This window comes from Sediminibacillus dalangtanensis, from assembly GCF_017792025.1.
In the GTDB taxonomy this organism is placed as follows: domain Bacteria; phylum Bacillota; class Bacilli; order Bacillales; family Amphibacillaceae; genus Sediminibacillus; species Sediminibacillus dalangtanensis.
This window is the reverse complement of the sequence record NZ_CP046956.1, coordinates 1,821,365-1,842,564: the sequence shown is the minus strand read 5'-3', so window position 1 is coordinate 1,842,564 and position 21,200 is coordinate 1,821,365. Positions and strand designations below refer to the sequence as shown.

20 protein-coding genes are annotated in these 21,200 nt (G+C 42.7%); all 20 read right to left on the bottom strand.

Annotation, left to right across the window (positions count from 1 at the left end; genetic code table 11):
• Positions 1 to 82 precede the first annotated feature (82 nt).
• Complete coding sequence (locus tag ERJ70_RS09270; RefSeq protein WP_209368808.1) at positions 83 to 2,398, bottom strand: FtsK/SpoIIIE family DNA translocase; 2,316 nt, start codon at positions 2,396 to 2,398, stop codon at positions 83 to 85.
• Positions 2,399 to 2,562: 164 nt separating this feature from the next.
• Positions 2,563 to 2,775: a YlzJ-like family protein gene (locus tag ERJ70_RS09265; RefSeq protein WP_209368807.1), complete on the bottom strand. Its 213-nt coding sequence runs from the start codon at positions 2,773 to 2,775 to the stop codon at positions 2,563 to 2,565.
• Entirely contained in the window at positions 2,772 to 3,494 is a 723-nt protein-coding gene (locus tag ERJ70_RS09260; protein WP_074597320.1) for a ClpP family protease, read from the bottom strand. The genes ERJ70_RS09265 and ERJ70_RS09260 overlap by 4 nt, the downstream gene beginning before the upstream one ends.
• A gap of 663 nt (positions 3,495 to 4,157) precedes the next feature.
• Complete coding sequence (gene dapA, locus ERJ70_RS09255) at positions 4,158 to 5,048, bottom strand: 4-hydroxy-tetrahydrodipicolinate synthase (protein ID WP_209368806.1); 891 nt, start codon at positions 5,046 to 5,048, stop codon at positions 4,158 to 4,160.
• 81 nt (positions 5,049 to 5,129) lie between these two features.
• Positions 5,130 to 6,356, bottom strand: a complete 1,227-nt coding sequence (gene dapG, locus ERJ70_RS09250; protein ID WP_209368805.1) for an aspartate kinase — start codon at positions 6,354 to 6,356, stop codon at positions 5,130 to 5,132.
• A 15-nt stretch (positions 6,357 to 6,371) separates the two neighbouring features.
• The gene (gene asd / locus ERJ70_RS09245; RefSeq protein ID WP_209368804.1) at positions 6,372 to 7,418 is read right to left on the bottom strand and encodes an aspartate-semialdehyde dehydrogenase; all 1,047 of its coding nucleotides are present in this window, start codon (positions 7,416 to 7,418) and stop codon (positions 6,372 to 6,374) included.
• Positions 7,419 to 7,536: 118 nt separating this feature from the next.
• The gene (dpaB, locus tag ERJ70_RS09240; protein ID WP_209368803.1) at positions 7,537 to 8,124 is read right to left on the bottom strand and encodes a dipicolinate synthase subunit B; all 588 of its coding nucleotides are present in this window, start codon (positions 8,122 to 8,124) and stop codon (positions 7,537 to 7,539) included.
• A 1-nt stretch (position 8,125) separates the two neighbouring features.
• On the bottom strand, positions 8,126 to 9,022 hold the full coding sequence (dpaA, locus tag ERJ70_RS09235; protein WP_209368801.1) for a dipicolinic acid synthetase subunit A: 897 nt from the start codon (positions 9,020 to 9,022) through the stop codon (positions 8,126 to 8,128).
• 414 nt (positions 9,023 to 9,436) lie between these two features.
• Entirely contained in the window at positions 9,437 to 9,667 is a 231-nt protein-coding gene (locus ERJ70_RS09230; protein ID WP_074597326.1) for a YlmC/YmxH family sporulation protein, read from the bottom strand.
• Between the two features lie 89 nt (positions 9,668 to 9,756).
• Positions 9,757 to 10,968: a M16 family metallopeptidase gene (locus ERJ70_RS09225; RefSeq protein ID WP_209368799.1), complete on the bottom strand. Its 1,212-nt coding sequence runs from the start codon at positions 10,966 to 10,968 to the stop codon at positions 9,757 to 9,759.
• Between the two features lie 33 nt (positions 10,969 to 11,001).
• Positions 11,002 to 11,952 (bottom strand): polysaccharide deacetylase family protein, encoded by a 951-nt coding sequence (locus ERJ70_RS09220; protein WP_209368797.1) that lies wholly within the window; start codon positions 11,950 to 11,952, stop codon positions 11,002 to 11,004.
• Positions 11,953 to 12,640: 688 nt separating this feature from the next.
• Positions 12,641 to 14,749, bottom strand: a complete 2,109-nt coding sequence (gene pnp / locus ERJ70_RS09215) for a polyribonucleotide nucleotidyltransferase (RefSeq protein WP_209368795.1) — start codon at positions 14,747 to 14,749, stop codon at positions 12,641 to 12,643.
• Between the two features lie 284 nt (positions 14,750 to 15,033).
• Entirely contained in the window at positions 15,034 to 15,303 is a 270-nt protein-coding gene (gene rpsO, locus ERJ70_RS09210) for a 30S ribosomal protein S15 (RefSeq protein WP_074597330.1), read from the bottom strand.
• Between the two features lie 241 nt (positions 15,304 to 15,544).
• Positions 15,545 to 16,456, bottom strand: a complete 912-nt coding sequence (gene truB / locus ERJ70_RS09205) for a tRNA pseudouridine(55) synthase TruB (RefSeq protein WP_209368793.1) — start codon at positions 16,454 to 16,456, stop codon at positions 15,545 to 15,547.
• A 222-nt stretch (positions 16,457 to 16,678) separates the two neighbouring features.
• Positions 16,679 to 17,029, bottom strand: coding sequence for a 30S ribosome-binding factor RbfA (rbfA, locus tag ERJ70_RS09200; RefSeq protein ID WP_209368792.1), 351 nt, complete (start codon positions 17,027 to 17,029; stop codon positions 16,679 to 16,681).
• Between the two features lie 36 nt (positions 17,030 to 17,065).
• The gene (locus ERJ70_RS09195; protein ID WP_209368790.1) at positions 17,066 to 17,344 is read right to left on the bottom strand and encodes a DUF503 domain-containing protein; all 279 of its coding nucleotides are present in this window, start codon (positions 17,342 to 17,344) and stop codon (positions 17,066 to 17,068) included.
• Positions 17,341 to 19,470, bottom strand: a complete 2,130-nt coding sequence (gene infB, locus ERJ70_RS09190) for a translation initiation factor IF-2 (protein ID WP_209368788.1) — start codon at positions 19,468 to 19,470, stop codon at positions 17,341 to 17,343. Before infB ends, ERJ70_RS09195 begins: the two co-directional genes overlap by 4 nt.
• Before the next feature lie 4 nt (positions 19,471 to 19,474).
• The gene (locus ERJ70_RS09185; RefSeq protein ID WP_209368786.1) at positions 19,475 to 19,789 is read right to left on the bottom strand and encodes a YlxQ family RNA-binding protein; all 315 of its coding nucleotides are present in this window, start codon (positions 19,787 to 19,789) and stop codon (positions 19,475 to 19,477) included.
• Complete coding sequence (gene rnpM / locus ERJ70_RS09180; protein ID WP_209368785.1) at positions 19,782 to 20,060, bottom strand: RNase P modulator RnpM; 279 nt, start codon at positions 20,058 to 20,060, stop codon at positions 19,782 to 19,784. Before rnpM ends, ERJ70_RS09185 begins: the two co-directional genes overlap by 8 nt.
• Positions 20,061 to 20,074: 14 nt before the next feature.
• Positions 20,075 to 21,193 (bottom strand): transcription termination factor NusA, encoded by a 1,119-nt coding sequence (nusA, locus tag ERJ70_RS09175; protein ID WP_209368783.1) that lies wholly within the window; start codon positions 21,191 to 21,193, stop codon positions 20,075 to 20,077.
• Between the last annotated feature and the right edge of the window lie 7 nt (positions 21,194 to 21,200).

The window sequence follows — 21,200 nt, the reverse complement described above, 5'->3', positions numbered from 1 at the left end:
CTCTGTGTGGCAAAATTCACCACTTAGAGGCTGGTCTTAAGCTTGCCGGGGATAAACAAGGCCCATCCGCTTTTCTGTTTACCTATGAAGTTTTTTCTTCTTCTTGCTGCGAAATTAACACAGTTCTTGGTTTGCTCCCTTCATAGGGTCCGACGATCCCTCTCGCTTCCATGGCATCGATCAATCGAGCTGCTCGCGTGTAACCGATGCGGAATCTTCGTTGGAGCATCGAGACACTCGCACTTTGCATCTCTAAGATCATTTGCACGGCATCATCAAACAATTCATCATCTACTTCTTCGTTCACTTCCGCTTCTTCATCTGGTATCATTTCCTCTTGATACTGCGCTTTTTGCTGATCAATACAATGATCCACTACCCGTTCTACTTCCTCATCGGAAAGAAATGCGCCCTGTATTCTCGTCGATTTGGAAGATCCGACTGGAATGAATAACATATCTCCCCTTCCAAGCAGTTTCTCTGCGCCGCCAGAATCCAAGATGGTCCGGGAATCGGTAGCAGAAGAAACACTAAAGGCAATCCTGGATGGTATATTAGCTTTAATGACACCGGTTATAACATCTACAGACGGACGCTGGGTCGCTATGATTAAATGGATGCCGGCGGCCCGGGCCATTTGTGCCAGTCGCGTAATGGCATCTTCGACGTCGTTGGAAGCGACCATCATCAAATCGGCCAGCTCGTCCACCAGCACAACAATATATGGTAACTGCGGCTGGTTGTCTTCTTCTGTTTGATTATGTTTTTTTATAAACTCATTGTACCCTTCAATATTCCGGGTCCCTGTATCAGAAAATAACTCATACCGCCTTTCCATCTCAGAAACCACTTTTTTTAAAGCCCGCGAAGCTTTTTTAGGATCTGTTACTACGGGCGATAAAAGGTGAGGAACGCCATTATAAACATTCAATTCCACTTTTTTCGGATCGATCATCATCATTTTTACTTCGTGCGGTTTTGCCCGCATCAATATACTGGTGATAATTCCATTGATGCAAACACTCTTACCGCTTCCGGTAGCACCTGCGACAAGTAAGTGCGGCATCTTATTCAGTTCAGCCATAACTGCATCCCCAGATATATCTCTTCCTAACACAAAAGAGAGTTTGGACCCTTGCTGCGCCTGCTTGGTTTCCAAAACTTCCCTTAGGGATACGGTGGCCACTTCACCATTAGGGACTTCAATTCCCACTGCTGATTTTCCAGGAATCGGTGCTTCAATCCTGATATCCTTCGCCGCTAAAGCTAGCGCCAGGTCATCGTGTAGATTGACAATTTTACTCACTTTCACACCGACATCAGGATATACTTCATATTTTGTCACTGCCGGGCCTACATGCACTTTGGTAACTTTTGCTTTAACTCCAAAGCTTTGGAAGGTTTTTTCCAATTTTCTTACTACTGCCTGAATTTGAGATCTTTCCTGTTGCTGGGTATTGTATTCCGGTTCAGCTAATAACGACATGGAAGGCAGCTTATAATCGAGGTTTTCGGCTTCCGTCATCGGCAAGGATTCAGCTATCTCGCCTTCATCGGTATCTTTCTTTTGCTCAGAAGATGCTTCCTGTTTCTCTGGATGATTTACTGCTTCTGCAGTCTGTACATCAGCAGAATAAGCGATATCCGTGAAATCCTGGATTACTGGTTCATCTATTGATGACTCACTGCCATCATCTATAGAAGAATCTGTTAGCCCTTCCTCTGAATGGTTGGACTGTTTCTTTTTCTGTCGGTTTGATCGATTGTTCTGCTGCATCTTTTTCATTTGTTTGAACTGACTGCGAAAAAAACCGTCTGCCCGCTGCCAGCCTTTGTCCAGTATTTCGCCGATTGAAAGTTCTGTAACAAACAGTGCTCCGATAACCATTCCGAATACCGCTACTATTTTAGCTCCTGCGGCAGAAAATAAAAAGTAGCTAAAAGCAAATAATAGAGCACCGACCATACCTCCTCCAAGATTGGCAGAGGGGACATCTCCTCCTATGTAAGAAAGGATGTTGTCCCATGTCGTAACGATGATCGACGTATTCATTGACTCTTGCAGGATAGATTCAAAAGTTTGTATATGAGTGATGAGCAAAACACCTGAAAAAATGATGTAGAACCCAATCATCCGTTTATGAAATAAATATGGTACTCTTCTCTTGATAATTAACATAATCCCGATTATCAGTAAAAACAAGGAAGCAACGAAATACCATATCCCAAAGAAAAAGCGAAAAATATTTTCCAGTCCCGCTGGAATGGCGCCATCACTTATCGCACTCGCTCCGCTTCCTAACACTCCCAAAAATACGAATAAGATTCCAGTAAGTTCATATTTAACTTGTTTTTTCAGTTGTGATTTCTTTCTTCTGTTTTTCTTCTTTTTTGCCATTAGATTCACCTCTGCACTCATAAATAACGCCAGTCTTCTTATGTAGTTCAACCCTTGCCATCACGATGACAAGGGTTGATAACCTGAAATATGGCAAGATTACCCACTGGTCTCTACTATTATTATAGCACAGAGTAAGCGCATTGAAATGAAGAGAATGCTTTTTAATGGCGAGAAATAATCGTTCCTGGTGTATACGTTTCATCAAGGTAATCCTGTGGATCAGTAGAAATCAGTTGCAAAATACTGTATGATCCGTCTTTGTTCCTTTCTACGTGGACAGTTCTCCCGTTTATGTTGATAAATTGTCGATTGGCAAACGCCTCCTGATCGACTCCGAATATTTCATCCTCTGTCAGCGGCGTATATAAAATCATTGCAGCATCTCTCCCGATTGTTTTTCCTTTTCTATCAAATCGTTCAACTTACTCATGGCTTCCATGACACCACCTACATCATCAATCAATCCATATTTCACGGCATCAGCCCCGACAACATTGGTACCTATGTCTCTTGTCAGATTTCCTTTAGCAAACATCAAATCTTTAAATTTTTCTTCTTCAATATCCGAATGTTGTTTGACAAAATTAATGACCCGCTCTTGCATTTTATCCAAATATTCGAAGGTTTGCGGTACACCGATTACCAGTCCCGTCAATCGGATCGGGTGGATCGTCATGGTTGCCGTCGGAACGATAAAAGAGTAGTCAGTAGACACAGCGATCGGCACTCCGATTGAGTGCCCGCCTCCAAGTACAATAGAAACGGTAGGCTTAGACAAAGAAGCAATCATTTCCGACAAAGCCAGACCGGCTTCTACGTCTCCTCCTACAGTATTGAGTAAAACGATTAACCCTTCAATTTTAGGGTTTTGCTCTATCGCCACAATTTGTGGAATTAAATGCTCATATTTCGTTGTCTTATTTTGCGGAGGCAGCTGTACGTGTCCTTCAATCTGCCCGATGATTGGCAGTACATGAATATTGGAATCCGGCGCTTGCGGTACAGTAGACTGACCTAGCTGCTGAATCTTTTGCACCAGTGACGATTGATTATTTTGATCCTGGTTGTCTTGTTTAGATGTATCTTTTCCCATTATTTATCCACGCTCCTTTTCAAAACATGTACCTAGTATGTATCAGTGCAGCTACTTACATACACACGGGTAAAGGGAAGTTTGACGTCGTTTTATACTGTATATGTGGCTTCCACACAAACATTGAATGAACGAACTTCATTGTCCTTTGGTTTGGTTCTGGTTACGTACTTTCTTAAAGTTTTCAGTTAACAGGATTTAGAAACTGACTGTTTAAAGAAAATGGATAGCCGCATCACAGATCAATGTCTTGTTGATAGAAACTACGCAGTAACTGTAATGTGAAGTGCCATTGTCTATTCAAAAATAGTGTTAACCACCGCTTCGGCAGCATACTTCGCTTTCCGCGGGCACGGCTTCAGCTAACATGGAAAAGAAAACCGCTTTCCTGGATCTTCAGCTCGCGCTTTTCCCGCAGGAGTCTGCGTATGCTACCTGCGGGAGCAAAGGCCTCGGTGAGATCCCGCAGAGTGTTAGCTTGAGGACTAGCTAGCCGCCCGCGGAAAGCAAAATGGCCCAAGGGCTACAAAGGAAGTTACTGCGCAGTTTAGATTAACTATGTTGCTAATCAATCTTTTACGAAAAATAACCAATTAAAAAACGCGCTTAGATAAGCACGTTTTAAAGAATAGAATATGTTACCCAGGTAAAGACTTTTCCGAATCATTTACCGGATAATAGTTGCGTTAGTTGATTTCTTTCCTCTCCGGTCAACGGAACAAGCGGCAGACGAACTCCTCCGACATCCATCCCTTTGATTTGAAGAGCAGTCTTGACAGGTGTTGGCGATGGAGCCATGAACATGCCTTTCATGATTGGAAGTAATTGTCGGTGCAGCTGGGAAGCTTTACTCGTGTCTCCCATTTCAAAGGCTGTCAGCATTTCCTGCATCTCTTTTCCAATGATGTGGGAAGAAACAGATACAATACCGTCTCCCCCGACAGCTGCTATCGGAAGGGTCAAGCTGTCATCCCCGCTATATAGAGTAAAAGTAGCACTAGTATTTTCGATTATTGTCGAGATTGCATCCAAATCGCCAGTCGAATCTTTAATCGACACAATGTTCGGTATTTTTGCCAGTTCTATTACTGTTTCCGGCTCCATTCTCACAACCGAGCGACCAGGAATGTTATAAAGCATTATCGGTAAAGCAGTTTCCCTGGCGACTGCAGCAAAGTGTTCATAGATCCCTCGCTGATTCGGTTTATTGTAATAAGGGACAACCAGCAATGCGGCATCCACACCAGCTGCCTCTGCTTTTTTTGTAAACTCAATGGTGGCATAGGTATTGTTGCTTCCCGTACCGGCGATGACAGGCACTCGTTTATCCACGTCTTTTACAACACGCTTAAAAACGGCTATTTTTTCCTCCTTCGTCAGGGTCGGTGATTCACCGGTCGTTCCTGCAATGACGAGTCCATCGGAACCGTTTTTTAATAAATAATTCACCAATTCTGTTGTTTTTTCCAGGTCTACGTTCCCCTTATTGTCAAACGGAGTGACCATTGCTGTTAGTACTCTGCCGAAATTCATGGCAATACGGACTCCTTTCATCTTCACTTCATCTTGTCGTTTCGTTAGTTAAGAGTAGCAGGTGGTAAACCACCTGCTTATGTGCTGCGTCTGATAGTACGATCAATCCTGCTGGATATCCAGCTCAAAAGTATTATGAAGTGCATTTACCGCTGGTACAAGATCTTCCTGATGGATTAGAACCCAAATCGTCGTATGGCTGTCTGCTGACTGAAGGATATGAACCCCTGCATCTGTCAATGTCTGGACAATCTTGGCAGTCACGCCAGGTACACCTGTCATTCCAGCGCCTACTAAAGATACTTTTGCACAATCTTTCGTAATGATTGGTTCGTAATCCAATCTTTCCAGCAAATCGACAGCCTGGTCTGTAAATCGCTCTGGTATAGTGTATACCACACCAGTAGGAGAAATATTTATAAAATCGACAGAAATCCCAGCTGCAGCCATTGCTTTAAAAACTTCCGAATGTAAGCGGTAAGGCTCCTTGTTCGTATTTACCCTCACTTGTGTGATATCGGAAATATGAGCAATCCCTGTCACAAGCCTGTCGGGAATATCTTTTCCTTTCGCCGATTCACGGGAGGAAGTAACCAATGTTCCGGTATCCTTCGTATGAGTGGAACGGACTCTTATTGGCACTTTTGCCTGCATCGCAATTTCGACTGCTCGTGGATGGATGACCTTTGCTCCCTGATAAGCAAGATTGCAAATCTCTGAATAAGTAACTACATCCAATATCCTTGCAGTCTCCACAACTCGCGGATCTGCCGTCATGATCCCTTCTACGTCTGTAAAGATATCGATATACTCGGCACCAAGTCCTGCTCCCAATGCGGCGGCAGAGGTATCGCTTCCTCCTCTTCCGATTGTGGTGATTTCCCCATCCTCCGTTTTACCTTGGAAACCCGCTACCACTACCACATCATACATTTCCAATTCTTTTTTCACACGTTCTGGATTCATTTCTTTAATTTTGGCCTCGGTAAAATCCCCGCTTGTAATAAAACCAGCTTGTGCTCCAGTCAGTGAAATGGAATGGATTCCTGCTTCTTTTAATTCATTGGAAAAAACAACAGAAGAAATTGTTTCTCCGCAGGATAACAACAGATCCTGTTCCCGCTTCGAAATTTGTGTATGCGGGAATCCGACAAGCTGGAGCAGGGCATCTGTCGAATAAGGATCCGGAAACCTTCCCATGGCTGAAACCACCACTACTACTTTATAGCCTTCGTCAATCGCATCTTTAATATGTCCGGCGGCACTTGCCCGAGTATCTTTATCTCGCACAGATGTTCCACCGAACTTTTGAACTAATATTTTACTCATACACACACCTCAAAGTTACAGCAAATTATTTTTTATAAGACTTTCTGCGATTTGCACAGAATTCCATGCTGCCCCTTTTAGTAGATTATCAGATACGACCCAAAGGTGGAAGCCTTTCGGATGGTCTGGGTCTTTTCTCACTCGACCGACAAAAACATCACTTTTGCCTGCTGCGCTTAATGGGGTAGGATATTCCTGTTCTGATGGATCATCTTCAAGCGTAATGCCATCCGCATTCCGCAATACTTCATGGATATCAGCTGCCTGCAGCCCCTCTTTTTCTACTTCAATATACACACTTTCTGCATGTGAAGTGAAAAATGGAAGACGTACGCAAGTTGCAGCTACAGGAAGATTCGGTGCATGCATGATTTTTTTCGTTTCGTTTATCATTTTCATTTCTTCGAATGTATAGCCGTTCTCCTCGAACGTGTCTATTTGCGGAAGGGCATTAAATGCAATTGGAAAATGCTTTTTATCACCTTTAACTGGCATAATTTCCGCTTCTAGTTCCTCACCATTCAAAAATGCTTTCGATTGTTCACGCAATTCTTCCGCAGCTGAAGTACCAGCGCCCGAAACTGCTTGATAAGTAGAAACGATTACTCGAGTAATACCATGAGATTTCTTTATCGGCTGGAGGGCAGCCACCATCTGAATTGTTGAACAATTCGGATTGGCGATAATACCTTTGTGACTGGAAAGATCCTCTTCGTTTACTTCAGGCACAACGAGCGGAACTTCTTCATCCATGCGAAAAGCACTTGTATTGTCAATGACAACGGCTCCTCTGTTTACTGCTTCGCGGGCCAGACTTTTGGATACTGATCCCCCTGCTGAAAACAAAGCGATTTGCACTCCTTCAAAACTTTCAGGAGTTGCTTCTTTTACCGTTAATTCCTCACCTTTAAAAGCTATTTTTTTACCAGCTGAACGACTGGAAGATAACAATGTTAAACTCGCCAAAGGAAACGCTTTTTTTTCAAGAGTTTCCAGCATTTTTTGTCCTACTGCTCCCGTCGCCCCTACGACGGCAACATGGTACCCTTGTTGATTTTGCATGCTAAAAAATCTCCTCCCTGATTAATTCGGTGTCTGTTAACATGTTTACAGATTTTTTTCTCATAATCTTTATTCTAACATAAGAGAAGAAAGGAAGGTATAGAAAGGGTATGCGTGCTTATTTTCTTTCTATGATAACCGGTTGCAATTGTTTATATTGCAGGGCGCTTTCTACTGTATCCTGCAATAGATCCATTTCTGCTACCAAGGAGTTCGGTTTCTTGAACGGATCGTCCTGTCCATAAGGAATAAAATAAATCAATTTTGTGGCCATCAACCGCATTAAATTAACTCCATTTAATCCCAAGGCATCATTGGTTGATATACCTAAGACGACAGGATTTCCATTACGGATGGTAGCTTTTGCAGCCATCAAAACCGGAGAATCCGTCAATGCATTAGCTAGTTTACTCATCGAATTCCCTGTCAAAGGGGCTATAACCATGCAATCCAAAGGATATTTCGGTCCCAGCGGCTCTGCTTCCGGAATGGTTGTAATCAACTCTTTGCCAGTAATCTCTTTTATCCTTTGCATATGTGCTTTCGCCTCACCAAAATGAGTATCGGTATTCTGTACTGTATAAGAAACTACTGGTACTACTTCCGCTTTTGCCTCTACAAGTTTTTCCATTTGAGGAAATACAGCATCATAGGTACAGTGGGAGCCTGTAAGACCGAATCCGATTCTTTTTCCTTCTAAAGACATGTTACCTACTCCTTTCCGAAATATGTTCCGTCAATATTTGGGAAACTACCCTTCCCAGAATGGCACCTGCAGTCTTCGGAGCAACGATTCCTGGTAACCCCGGTGCGGGCATTGCTTTGATTCCTCGCTGTTCAGCATATTTAAAATCAGTTCCGCCTGGTTTGGAAGCCAAATCAATAATTAAAGCATGGGACTTCATGACTTGAATTACTTCCTTGGTGACAACCTTTGCGGGTATGGTATTGATTAGCAAATCACAGTTGGGGGAGTGTGTGGTCAATTCCTCCAAAGAGAAAGGGGTCAATCCCATTTCCGTTATCCTGGCAAGGTCTGACTGATGCTTAGATCCGACAGATACATGTGCTCCAAGTCCGGCAAACTTGCTGGCAAGCGTCATACCAACCCTTCCCAATCCCAAGATGACTACATTGCTTGAATGGATAGTGAAATCAGTGTTCTGAATGGCCATCATGATGGTGCCTTCGACGGTTGGGATTGAATTGTAAATCGCCACATCATCCCGATCGAATAAAGGGACCAACTGTAATGCAGCCTCGCCAGCTGCTTCATTTAAAAATGTCGTAGTGATGCCTGAAAACACGATACAACCTTCTTTCAAGGAATGAAACCAATCTTTTTTCAACTGAATCTGTTTGTCAGAAAAAACTGTTTCCACATATCCTTGATGGTCTGTGCCTGGCACAGGAATAATCACAGCATCTAATTTATTCGGTTCGATATCTTCTAGTTCTGCTTGCTTTGCACCTGTGAACCCCTTATCCAGTTGATCATAACCGATTATTGTCAAGTCCATTTGGGGGTTTTTCGTTAAGTGCCTGATCAATTCCAAATATCTTGCGTCACCGCCGATAATGGCAATATTCATTTTGGTATCCATTACTTCACCTCGCGTAGGGATAATGCGTCTCTGTTTATACTATGAAATCCACTATGGTTAGTGACTGTACACTCATCCCGAAAGATTTTACGACCTGAAAAAATAAGGTTTTACTTTCAGTTAAAGTCATTTGGGTCTACTTTATCGACAGGATCAGAAAGTCAGATGGGGAATAGGGATTCAATCTTATGGATAGAGAGGAGTTCAAATACTCTATTTAGGGTTAAGGGGACTGTTCCGGATAAACTCAATCACCAGGTAAGACCTAAACTTTGACAGGGCTAAAAGCATGAACCGTTATGGTTTTGATGACGAATAACCGATCAAAAAGATTACAGAATAAAGCAAAAAACAAAAAAGCCTGCAGAGAAATCTGCAAGCTGTAAACAGGCCTATTACCTTCATCAATAGGTTTTATGAATCAATGATAATCATATCTTCACCGATTTTCTTGATATCACGCCAATTTATTCTGATATTTTCCCCTTCTTTTTTCATTCCGAACCATTTATAATTCGGAAGAATGAAGGATTCTATCTGACCAGTTTCCTCATTAAATTCCAAATCGGTATGACCCAAAATGCCGAGTCTCGTACCACTGCTCACATCGACGATTTCCTTGCCGCTTAAATCCTTGTATCTCATATATCCACATCCTTCCACGTTCCTTATTCCTTTATTTTATGAAGGACAAGGGAAAACATGATGATAACCTTTAGATAGTTATAAAAAAATCAAGGTGAAATCAGCGCACTAGAAGGATCTTGTTCAAACAATGAACGGATGATACGGTTGGTCGACTCATGTGTTACCTGATCAATTTCGTTAATCATCTCATCAAGCGTCCGATGTCTGTTTAAAATCAATTCATTTTTTCCATTTCTGCTCATTCGACTGTTTGTACTTTCCAAACTTAGCATTAAATTAGCTTTCAGCTGCTCTTTACTATTGTGGAGCTCTTTGTCAGTAAGTCCATTTACCTTGAAGCTTTCGATGGTCGCCTCCATCGTTTCCTGCAGTAAAGGTAACTGTTCTTTTCCTGTACCAGCATAAATGGTGAGCAACCCGTTATCGACAAAAGAACTATGGTAGGAAAAAACGGAATAAGCAAGTCCTCTCTGCTCCCTTACGTCTTGAAACAGTCTTGAACTCATACTGCCGCCAAGCACATTATTCATGATTATTAAGCTGTAGATGGATGGATCATCGACCGGAAGGCCTTGATAACCAAGGCATAAATGGGCTTGTTCGGTATCTTTTTTTCGTTCAACATGCTCTCCCTTGAACAATGGCCGTTGATATTCGAATCCGTCGGTTTTTGTATGATAGTTGCCGAATAATTTTTCAACTTGTTTAAAATAACTGTCGTCAACATTGCCGGCTACAGAAATCACCACATTTTCGGGTGTATAATGACTATCCTTATATCGCTGCAAATCTTCCCGTTTAAAGGAAGAAAGAGTTTGCTCGGAACCGAGAATCGGATAAGCTAACGGATGGTTACCGAAAGAAACCTCCGACAGCATATCGTGTATAATATCATCCGGGGTATCCTCGGACATCTTTATTTCTTCATATACGACCTTCTTTTCTCTTTCCAGCTCTTCTTCTTCAAAAGTAGAGTTGAAGAACATATCCGCCAATATTTCCAAGGCAAAATCTTTATAAGTATCGAGTACTTTCGCATAAAAACAGGTGTACTCTTTCGAAGTAAACGCATTTACCTGTCCGCCTATAGCATCGAAAGCTTCTGCAATGTCGCGGGCCGAACGCGAAGTAGTCCCTTTGAAAAACATATGCTCTAAGAAATGGGATATCCCATTGTTTTCCGACGTTTCGTTGCGTGACCCTGTCTTGATCCAGATTCCTACGGTAACGGATCTTACTGCCGGTATTCCTTCTAATACTACTCGTAATCCATTGCTGCATGTATATTTTTTAAGCAAATTGAATCCTCCTATATCTTCCTGCACTGCATTTTATCGCTGTTCGCTCAACAAACGTTCTATTGCTGCAATCTTGTAGCCTTTCCGTTTGATCATTTCAATCAATTCATCCAATCCACTGTTCACCACATCAGTCGGGTGCATCAAAACCATCGCACCTGGGTGCACTTTTTCTTCCACCCGCTTCACCATGACAGGGACGGTTGGGTTTTTCCAATCAATTGTATCAACCGACCAAAGGATCGTTTCCATATCAAGCTCAGCTGCTATTTGAACGACTTGTTCACTGTAACTCCCGCTTGGTGGAGCAAACCATTTGGGCGTATCGCCTGTAATGGCTTTGATAATTTCATTTGTCTGTTCTATTTGTTCCCTATTTTCATCAGCTGCTAACCGCCTCATGTCTGGATGATTGTATGCATGATTACCAATAGTATGCCCTTCTTCCTTAATCATCTTAACCAACTCAGCGTTCTGGCTAGCCCATTTTCCCTCAATGAAAAAATTAGCTTTAACATTCTTCTCCCTTAAGGTTTTGAGGATACTTGGTATATTTTCACTGCCCCAGGCCACGTTAATCAGCAAGGTGACCATCTTCTTTTCTGGATGCCCCCGATAGACCGGGGCAGCTGGAAGATCCTCAAACGATATCCGGGGTGGAACTTGCTCCAAAACAAGCAGTGACTTATCAAACTTTCCTGCCTTTTTCATCTTAGCCACCGATTCTTCGACGTTTACCTTTAATCCGTTCCTCCCCGGCATTTTCTTCCAAACTTTGTCTATTTTTGCATTGTCAGGCTTCTCATTCCAATGCTTTGCTTGTGCTTCGATTTCGTTGCGGAGTGTATCCTCTTTTGGATTTGTAACTGGCAATGCTTCTGGAAGAACCTCTAGGTTGTTGTATTTAAATGGATTGGCAGTCGTCGGAAAAAAAGCGCCTGCCAATAAGAGAAAAACACCTATTTGGATAATCAACCGTTTCACTTTGATCCCTCCTCTTCTATAACTATGAGGAGCGGGGACAAGGTAGAACAAAAGGGATTACGAGAAGGACTGCCTCCTTGTTTATGCCGGGATTTCCTAACACTTATTTGAAAGCTCTCTTCTGCCCACAGAAGGACAAAAGCGCAAGCGCCTGTTTAAAGGAGGACAGGCTAGAGCCGCCACGTCCTGTGGCAACGCCTGCATGACCCACATCGTTTGGGCCTCCGACAAGTTTAAGAACAGCCTCGGCGTGGCGCTTTTTGCCACACAGAGGGTGGGCTTAAGACCTCGAGGGGGTAGGCGCTGGAGCTGGACGCAGCTGGTTCAGCCAATAATGATCCACAGACAGTTAAATTTATCATTTCCTATTCAATTAAAAAGGAGGATTCCAATACCTCCCTTTCATCTTGTATGTTTTTTAGAACGATACGGTAAGCATTGGCACATATACCACATTGTGACGATAAGGGGCTAGTTTCGTTCATGTTAACTCTTATAATACAAAAGGGGGCCAAAAGATCCCTATAGAGATTATACCATCATGGAAATCCGAAGCCGTAAAAGCGAAAAGTGCTGCCGAAACTGGTGCTTCGTAATCAATCCAGAATACTAAGCAAAATCATTTGTTTTTTCAAAAATGAAACAAAAGAAAAAAAGAAACTGGGAGTCCAGCTTCTTGTTTTTGCGTTTATTTTTCGTCTTCCTGCTTTTGTTCTTTCAAAACTGCTTTTCGCGATAAATTAACGCGTCCCTGATTATCAATTTCTTTTACTTTGACCATTACCTGGTCACCAATCGAAACAACATCTTCAACCTTTCCGACCCTTTCTTCAGCTAGCTCGGAAATATGAACAAGACCGTCTTTACCTTTGAATAGTTCGACAAAAGCTCCAAATTTCTCGATACGGCGTACAGTGCCCAGATATATCTCGCCCACTTCCACTTCGCGTACAAGATCTTCAATGATCTTCTTGGCTTTTTGGTTCATAGACGAATCGGTAGAAGAAATAAATACTCTTCCATCCTGTTCGATATCAATTTTCACGCCAGTATCCTCGATGATTTTGTTAATTTGTTTACCGCTCGGACCAATAACATCACGTATTTTATCAGGATTGATCTCCATGGTCAGTATTTTCGGTGCATATTCGGAAAGTTCCTGTTTCGGTTCACCGATGGTTTCCATCATATGATCAAGAATATGCATACGTCCTTTTTTAGCCTGGCTAAGGGCTTCATCAAGGATCTCCCGGGAAAGACCTTCAATCTTGATATCCATTTGCAAAGCCGTTACACCTTTGGAAGTGCCTGCTACTTTGAAATCCATGTCACCAAGAAAGTCTTCCATACCTTGTATGTCGGTGAGAATGGTATAATCCTCATCTTGCTTTACTAAGCCCATGGCTATTCCAGCTACCGGAGCCTTAATAGGAACACCAGCATCCATCATTGCCATTGTGCTTGCACAGATACTAGCCTGTGAAGTCGAACCGTTCGACTCCAATACTTCAGATACGAGTCTTATGGTATAAGGAAATTCCTTTTCAGAAGGAACCACTACTTCCAATGCGCGTTCCCCTAAAGCTCCATGACCAATTTCACGACGCCCCGGACCTCTGATTGGACCGGTTTCCCCTACACTGTATTGCGGGAAGTTATAATGATGCATGAATCGTTTCGACTCTTCCAAATCCAAGCCATCAAGAATTTGCACATCACCCAACGCACCAAGTGTACACACGCTTAATGCCTGCGTCTGACCGCGGGTAAACAGACCCGATCCGTGTGTACGCGGCAGGACGCCGATTCGGGAAGATAAAGGACGAATTTCGTCTACTTTTCTCCCATCTGGACGTACCTTTTCTTTTGTAATTAAACGGCGGACTTCTTCTTTTACCAGTTTATCCAAAACACCTTTGACCTGCTTGATTTTGTCTTCTTCGGCCTCGGCTTCCTCATAACTTTCCACAACCGCTTTTTTGGCTGCCTCAATAGCTTCTTCACGAGCATGTTTTTCTTGAACCTGGATGGCTTGTACAAGGGATTCTTTTGCTTTCGCTTCTACTTCGGCCGACAAACTTTTATCCAACTCAAACAGGGTTACTTCCATTTTTTCCTTGCCAACTGCGGCAATTACTTCTTCCTGAAATGCAACCAGCCGTTTTATTTCTTCATGTCCGAACATGATTGCTTCCAGCATGGTTTCTTCCGGCACTTCTTGTGCTCCAGCTTCCACCATGTTTACGGCATCTTTTGTTCCGGCCACTGTCAAATTGATATCACTTTTTTCCAACTGTTCGACCGATGGATTGATGATGAAATCTCCATCTACACGGCCAACAATTGCACCTGCAATCGGACCGCCGAATGGAATATCCGAAACTCCGAGAGCCAACGATGAACCGATCATTGCGGCGATGACGGAAGAGCAATTTTGATCTACGCTCATCACTGTGCTGATTACTTGTACTTCATTTCGAAAACCATCAGCGAATAACGGCCGTATGGGACGGTCAATCAAACGGGAAGTCAGGACAGCTTTTTCACTTGGACGTCCCTCTCTTTTGATGAATCCTCCTGGAATTTTCCCTACAGCATATAAGCGTTCTTCATAGTTGACCGTCAACGGAAAGAACGGCAGGTCTTTCGGTTCGTTTGATGCAGTTGCTGCTGTTAAAACAGAAGTGTCTCCATACTGGACCATGCAAGCACCATTGGCTTGCTTCGCTAACTCTCCGACTTCGACAGTGAACGGCTGTCCGGAGATTTCCGTGGAAAATATTTTCTTATCTGCCATCTACTATACTCCTCTCAATAAAAATCAAGCTTTCAATTTCGACAAAAACGCTGATTTTTTTGTTGTAGCTATACTGTCAGTCTTTGCCGATTAAACAGTTTGCATACCTGTAGCAGTCGATGGGTTAACCATCCTCATACTCCAGGACTGAAAGCATGTATAACAGTTTATAAAGCTATCCGGCGACTGCCGATTGCGCCCACAAAACCTGCTTAAAAACTGCTTTATGTAATCGTTTATAAGTACAGAAAAAGCGGGAATTCTCCCGCTTTCCCCTAAAAAACTTAGCGACGAAGGCCAAGTCTTTTTATTAACTCGCGATAACGTGTTACGTCTTTAGCGCGAAGGTAGTTCAACAAGTTACGGCGTTTACCTACCATTTTCAATAGACCACGACGTGAGTGGTGATCCTTTTTATGAACACGCAAATGCTCATTTAAATTAGTAATTTCTTCCGTTAGGACAGCGATTTGAACTTCTGGAGAACCAGTATCATTATCGTGTGTTTTGAAATCATTGATGATTTCATTTTTGCGTTCTTGTGTGATTGCCATCCTTTTCACCTCCTATGAATTGTAAACCCCAATCTCCCAGCAAGCGTCGGAGTTACGCGTTGCCAAGGGATGGTTTCCGTATTTTAGATTAACGCTTTTATTGATAAATTGCAAGTAATTATACAAAATCCCTTCAATATATGCGCATTTTTTTAATAAAAGGGTTACTCTATCTGTTTCCTAATACGCCTTTCCCCAGTATACAGTGCTATACACTGCATGACTAACAAGCAAATTCGATTCAATCCTGCTCATAATGAAAAACCTTGGCCGGCTTTGCAATGCCGGGTTCCGAAGGATGCGACTGATAGATAGCAAGGAGTTTATCGCCTTGCTGAATCCGGAATTGCTTTGTTCCCGTTAAACCTTCTGGCATTTTCAGTTTCTGACCGTGAAATACTCTATCCGCCAAATCTGCATCGGCTTCGACCTTTTCCAAATCAGTTATTCCTGCTGATAAAGGAAGAAGTAAATCCAGATGTGCATTTTTTTCTTTAGCCTGCTGAACTTCCTCTATTGTATAGGTGCTGTTTCGATCAAACGAACCTGTTTTTGTCCGTACCAATCCCGACATATGCGCTGGGTATCCTAGTCTATCACCAATATTGACGCATAAGGTCCGCACATATGTACCTTTCCCACACTCTACAAGAAAACAAAAGCGAACACGCTGCCCTTCCTTGCGGATATCAGATAGAAGTTGTATCCGCTCTATATGAATGGTACGCTCCGGACGATTCACCGTAAGCCCCTTGCGAGCATACTCATAAAGCCTTTTCCCATTCACTTTCACCGCTGAATACATTGGTGGTACTTGTACACTGTATCCGATAAAATTGTCCAAAACTTGTTGTACCTGTTCAACAGAAAAATCTTCTTGGACCACAGCTTGTTCAACAACTTCCCCAAAGCTGTCTTCTGTTTCTGTTGAGCTGCCCAAAGTTACTTCGGCAATATAGGTCTTGTTGGTTTCAGTCAAGTATGGGACCAGCTTCGTCGCCTGGCCGACGCAAATAGGCAGAACTCCTTCCACTTCCGGGTCAAGGGTTCCTGTATGTCCAACTTTTTTTGTGCCATATAGTCTTCTGATTTTCGCTACACAATCATGCGATGTCCATCCCTTTGGCTTCCATAAAGGAAGAATTCCATCCATATCTCTTTCCTCCGCCTCTAAAAAATTTCTTAGAATTGATCGAACACCCTACTTCAGTAAACATAGGGAACCATTCATCTCCAATTGCTTAACAATCACAAAAAAATGGGCACCCCAGATATGTTACCGTGCCTTTTTCCTCCGCCGAAATTCTTTTGACAGTGGTATGTACAAAGATAAAACCCTTGTTGGATGACAAGGGTTTTATCCAGTAGAAAAAAATTATTCTTCTGAGTCATTTAATCGGCGAAGTATATGCTCAATTCTGTTTCCTTTTTCAATTGCTTCATCAAATTCAAAATACAGTTCGGGTGTTTTTCGTAACCGAATTCTTTTACCGATTTCTGAACGGATGAAACCTTTCGCTTTGGCCAGACCGACAAGTGTATCATGCCGTTGCTTTTCGTCGCCTAGCACGGAAATAAACACTTTCGCCTGTTGCAAATCGCCGGAAACTTCCACATCCGTCACTGTAACAAACCCGACACGAGGATCTTTGATTTTTCTGCCGATTATATCTCCAAGTTCTTTTTTCATTTGTTCCCCTACACGGTTTGCGCGTAATTCATTCATTTTCTATCACCTCTATTATGTGGAGGGAAAGTCATTTTAAAGCCATTCAAAGTTGGTAGTGGTCCGCTCCAATTCGGGAAAAGAATCAATAAGCTTCAATGCCTGATTGACTACTTTTTCCGCCTGGACTTTATCAGGAGAGACCGTCACCAGACCAAGACCTGTTCTTTGCCACAAGTCTTGGTGATCTATCTCGCTTACAGCAATATTATAATCATTTTTCAACCTTGTTATTAGGCTTTTGACCACAGAACGCTTTTGTTTTAGCGATTGGGGTTCATAAATAAAACAATTTACTTCCACGTATAAAATCATACACGTTCGATTTCCTCCATGACATACGCTTCAAATACATCGCCTTCTTTTATGTCATTGAAGTTTTTCACCGTAATACCACACTCATAGTTTTGCGCGACTTCTTTCACATCATCTTTGAATCGCTTGAGTGTATCAATTTCGCCTTCATAAATGACGATGCCGTCACGGATGACACGAACCCCTGCATCCCTGGTTATTTTTCCATCGGTAACATAGCTTCCAGCAATCGTGCCAATTCTGGAAACTTTGAAGATTTCCCTAACTTCAGCTTGCCCGATGACTTTTTCTTCAAATTCCGGATCAAGCATTCCTTTCATGGCTGACTCGATTTCTTCAATCACCTTATAAATAATTCGATGCAACCGAACATCTACATTCTCTGTCTCTGCCGCTTTCTTGGCGTTGTTATCCGGACGAACGTTAAATCCGATCACAATCGCATTTGAGGCAGAGGCCAGGATGATGTCCGACTCGGCAATTGCCCCTACACCTGTGTGGATAATATTCACTTTTACGCCTTCCACATCGATTTTTCGCAATGAAGATGCCAATGCTTCAACAGAGCCTTGGACATCAGCCTTTAGCACAAGGTTAATATCCTTGACTTCCCCTTGTTTGATTTGTTCAAACAAATCGTCAAGGCTGACTTTCGCCTTGTCACTGCGTTTTTCTTCAATTTGTTTTTGTTGACGTGCTTCACCGACTTGGCGGGCTTTCTTTTCATCAGCAAAAACAACAAACTGATCTCCTGCTTGTGGCACATCGTTCAAACCGGTGATTTCTACTGGAGTCGAAGGTTCAGCGGATTTGACTCTTCGCCCAAGATCATTGACCATTGCCCGGACCCTTCCAAACGTGTTGCCGACAACAATTGGATCTCCGACATGCAGGGTTCCATTTTGAACCAACAGTGTCGCCACAGATCCACGTCCTTTATCAAGCTGTGCCTCGATTACTGTTCCACTGGCATTGCTGTTAGGGTTTGCTTTTAGTTCTTCCACTTCGGAAACGAGCAAAATCATCTCCAGCAGGTCGTCGATTCCTTCTCTTTTTATAGCAGAAAGTTGAACGAAAATTGTATCGCCGCCCCAGTCTTCCGGTATCAATTCGTGTTCCGTCAGTTCCTGCATGACCCGGTCTGGATTGGCTCCCTCTTTATCCATTTTATTGACAGCAACGATAATTGGAACTTCTGCTGCTTTGGCATGATTTATTGCTTCCACCGTTTGCGGCATGACCCCGTCATCTGCAGCGACTACGAGTATGGCAATATCTGTTACCTGCGCACCACGTGAACGCATACTGGTAAAAGCAGCATGACCAGGTGTATCCAAAAACGTTACTTTTTTGCCATTTTCCTCCACTTGATAAGCGCCGATGTGCTGAGTGATCCCACCAGCTTCTCCTTCGGTCACTTTCGTATCCCGAATGGAGTCGAGTAACGTTGTTTTTCCATGGTCGACATGGCCCATGATGGTTACAACCGCAGGACGTTCCACCAGGTCTTCCTCTTTTTCTTCTGGTTTAAAATTTTCCAATGCTATTTCATCAACTTCGACAACTTGCTCGGCAGTCACTCCATATTCATCACAAATCAAGTCGATAGAATCCTGATCCAAATCCTGATTTTTTGTTGCCATTGTGCCTAAAAACATCAATTTTTTGATGATTTCTGAAGCGTCTTTGTTCAGCTTATCAGCCAATTCACTAACAGTTAAAGTACCGGTATAAGTGATTTTTTCAGGAGTTTCCTGTTTTTTGCTTTTCGATTGTTGATTATTCTGTCCGGAATGTTGGTTGTTTCTTTTCTTATTTTTGTTATTTTTATTATTTTTGTTGTTCGGATTCTTACCATTTTGGTTCCGGTTATTTCTTTTCTTATTGTTTTGATTGGCATTTGTTTTATTGGAGGAACTATCTCCGCTTACTGGTTTTGTCTGTTCTTGCTTCTTGTCAGCTTGTTTATTTCCGTTAATTGCTTTATCCAACGTTTGGATGGTGTCTTCCGAAATGGTCGACATATGGTTCGATACTTCAATATTCAAATCTTTTAATTTATCTATGACCACTTTACTGGATAGATTGTGTTTTTTCGCATATTCGTAAACTCTTGTTTTACTCATACGTTCACCCCCGAATAGATTCATCGAGCAACGATGTCATTTTAGCGGCGAATCCTGAGTCGAGAATTGCAACAGCAACTCTTCCTGACTTCCCAATAGCTTGTGAGATGGTTTCGCGGTCGTCTACTACAAAGAAAGGGATTTGATAATACGTACATTTATCGGTAATCTTTTTTCTTGTCTGCGCCCCCGTGTCACTTGCTAAAAGAACAAGTTTCGCCTTCCGCTTCTGAATGTCGCGTATAATGGCCTCTTCTCCCAAAGTGAGTTTCCCCGCTCTAAAAGCAAGGCCCAATAAATTCAGATAATCTTTACTCAATTTTCTTACCTTCAATAACTGTTTTTAGTTGTTCATAAACCGACGGATCGACTTCCGTATTCAAATGACGGTTCAATGCGCCGCTTTTTTTTGCTGTTTCTACGACATAGATACTTCTGGTCAAGTAGGCTCCACGCCCGTTCTTTTTCCCGGTTTCGTCCACAAATACTTCGCCTTCTTTATTACGGACGATGCGAATTAATTCTTTCTTTGGTTTCATTTCCTGCGTCACTACACATTTTCTAAGAGGAACTTTTCTGGTTGCTGCCATCCTTTTCCCCCTCCTTATTCAAACAAGTTATCGTCAATATCTGAATAAGCTTCATCTGTGCCGGGCGTATCTTCTTGCGAATGTTCTAACAAGCCTTCTTCCCGGGCTTCACTCTCGCTCTTTATGTCTATTTTCCATCCGGTCAATTTTGCGGCAAGCCGTGCGTTTTGCCCCCGCTTGCCGATAGCGAGTGATAATTGATAATCAGGAACAATTACAGTAGTAGCCTTTTCTTCTTCATTGACAAGTACTTCGATTACCTTGGATGGGCTGAGAGCATTCGAAACATATACGACCGGGTCCTCTGACCACTCTACAATGTCAATTTTTTCACCCTTCAACTCATTAACGATTGTCTGTACCCGCTGGCCGCGTTGTCCTACACATGAACCAACCGGATCCACCTCCGGATCTTCTGCATGAACCGAAATTTTCGAACGGTCTCCGGCTTCTCTGGCTACAGAACGAATCTCCACTGTTCCATCATAAATTTCAGGTACTTCCATTTCAAACAACCGCTTCAACAACCCTGGATGGGTACGAGACACGTATATCTGCGGTCCTTTGTTCGTATTTTCAACTTTTGTGACCAACACTTTAAGCCGATCGTGAACCTCATACCGTTCCGAAGGCATTTGCTCACTCTCGGGAAGTCTCGCCTCGATCTTGCCTAGATTGACATATATGAAACGAGGATCTTTTCGTTGGATAATACCGGTCATCACATCTTCTTCCCGGTCCGCATACTCACTAAAAATAACTCCTCGTTCTGCTTCCCGGACCCTTTGGGTAACTACCTGTTTCGCTGCTTGAGCAGCGATTCTTCCGAAGTCCTTCGGCGTTACCTCTTCCTCGATTACATCTCCAATTTCATAGTTAGGGTCTTTCTGAGTTGCTTCTTCAATGGAGACTTGCTGCAATGGATCTTCCACTTCTTCGACAATATCTTTACGGGCATATACGTGCATGCTTCCCGTTTCTTCATTCAAATCTACCCGGACATTCGTGGCAGATTTAAAGTTTTTCTTATAAGCGGAGATAAGAGCAGCCTCGAGGGCTTCCATGAGGATATCTTTATCAATCCCTTTTTCTTTCTCCAAATAATCAATTGCATCAAAAAGCTCGCTGCTCACCGTTTTT

Bases quoted from the DNA above. Each gene is read 5' to 3' on its own strand.
- ERJ70_RS09195 (WP_209368790.1), bottom strand. From the start codon at position 17,344: ATGATTTTATACGTGGAAGTAAATTGTTTTATTTATGAACCCCAATCG.
- dapA (WP_209368806.1), bottom strand. From the start codon at position 5,048: ATGAAAGGAGTCCGTATTGCCATGAATTTCGGCAGAGTACTAACAGCA.
- rpsO (WP_074597330.1), bottom strand. From the start codon at position 15,303: ATGGCAATCACACAAGAACGCAAAAATGAAATCATCAATGATTTCAAA.
- dapG (WP_209368805.1), bottom strand. From the start codon at position 6,356: ATGAGTAAAATATTAGTTCAAAAGTTCGGTGGAACATCTGTGCGAGAT.
- rbfA (WP_209368792.1), bottom strand. From the start codon at position 17,029: ATGAATGAATTACGCGCAAACCGTGTAGGGGAACAAATGAAAAAAGAA.
- dpaB (WP_209368803.1), bottom strand. From the start codon at position 8,124: ATGTCTTTAGAAGGAAAAAGAATCGGATTCGGTCTTACAGGCTCCCAC.
- ERJ70_RS09270 (WP_209368808.1), bottom strand. From the start codon at position 2,398: ATGGCAAAAAAGAAGAAAAACAGAAGAAAGAAATCACAACTGAAAAAA.
- pnp (WP_209368795.1), bottom strand. From the start codon at position 14,749: ATGGCAGATAAGAAAATATTTTCCACGGAAATCTCCGGACAGCCGTTC.
- truB (WP_209368793.1), bottom strand. From the start codon at position 16,456: ATGGATGGAATTCTTCCTTTATGGAAGCCAAAGGGATGGACATCGCAT.
- dpaA (WP_209368801.1), bottom strand. From the start codon at position 9,022: ATGGATACCAAAATGAATATTGCCATTATCGGCGGTGACGCAAGATAT.
- infB (WP_209368788.1), bottom strand. From the start codon at position 19,470: ATGAGTAAAACAAGAGTTTACGAATATGCGAAAAAACACAATCTATCC.
- rnpM (WP_209368785.1), bottom strand. From the start codon at position 20,060: ATGGCAGCAACCAGAAAAGTTCCTCTTAGAAAATGTGTAGTGACGCAG.
- asd (WP_209368804.1), bottom strand. From the start codon at position 7,418: ATGCAAAATCAACAAGGGTACCATGTTGCCGTCGTAGGGGCGACGGGA.
- ERJ70_RS09265 (WP_209368807.1), bottom strand. From the start codon at position 2,775: ATGATTTTATATACGCCGCTGACAGAGGATGAAATATTCGGAGTCGAT.
- ERJ70_RS09260 (WP_074597320.1), bottom strand. From the start codon at position 3,494: ATGGGAAAAGATACATCTAAACAAGACAACCAGGATCAAAATAATCAA.
- ERJ70_RS09230 (WP_074597326.1), bottom strand. From the start codon at position 9,667: ATGAGATACAAGGATTTAAGCGGCAAGGAAATCGTCGATGTGAGCAGT.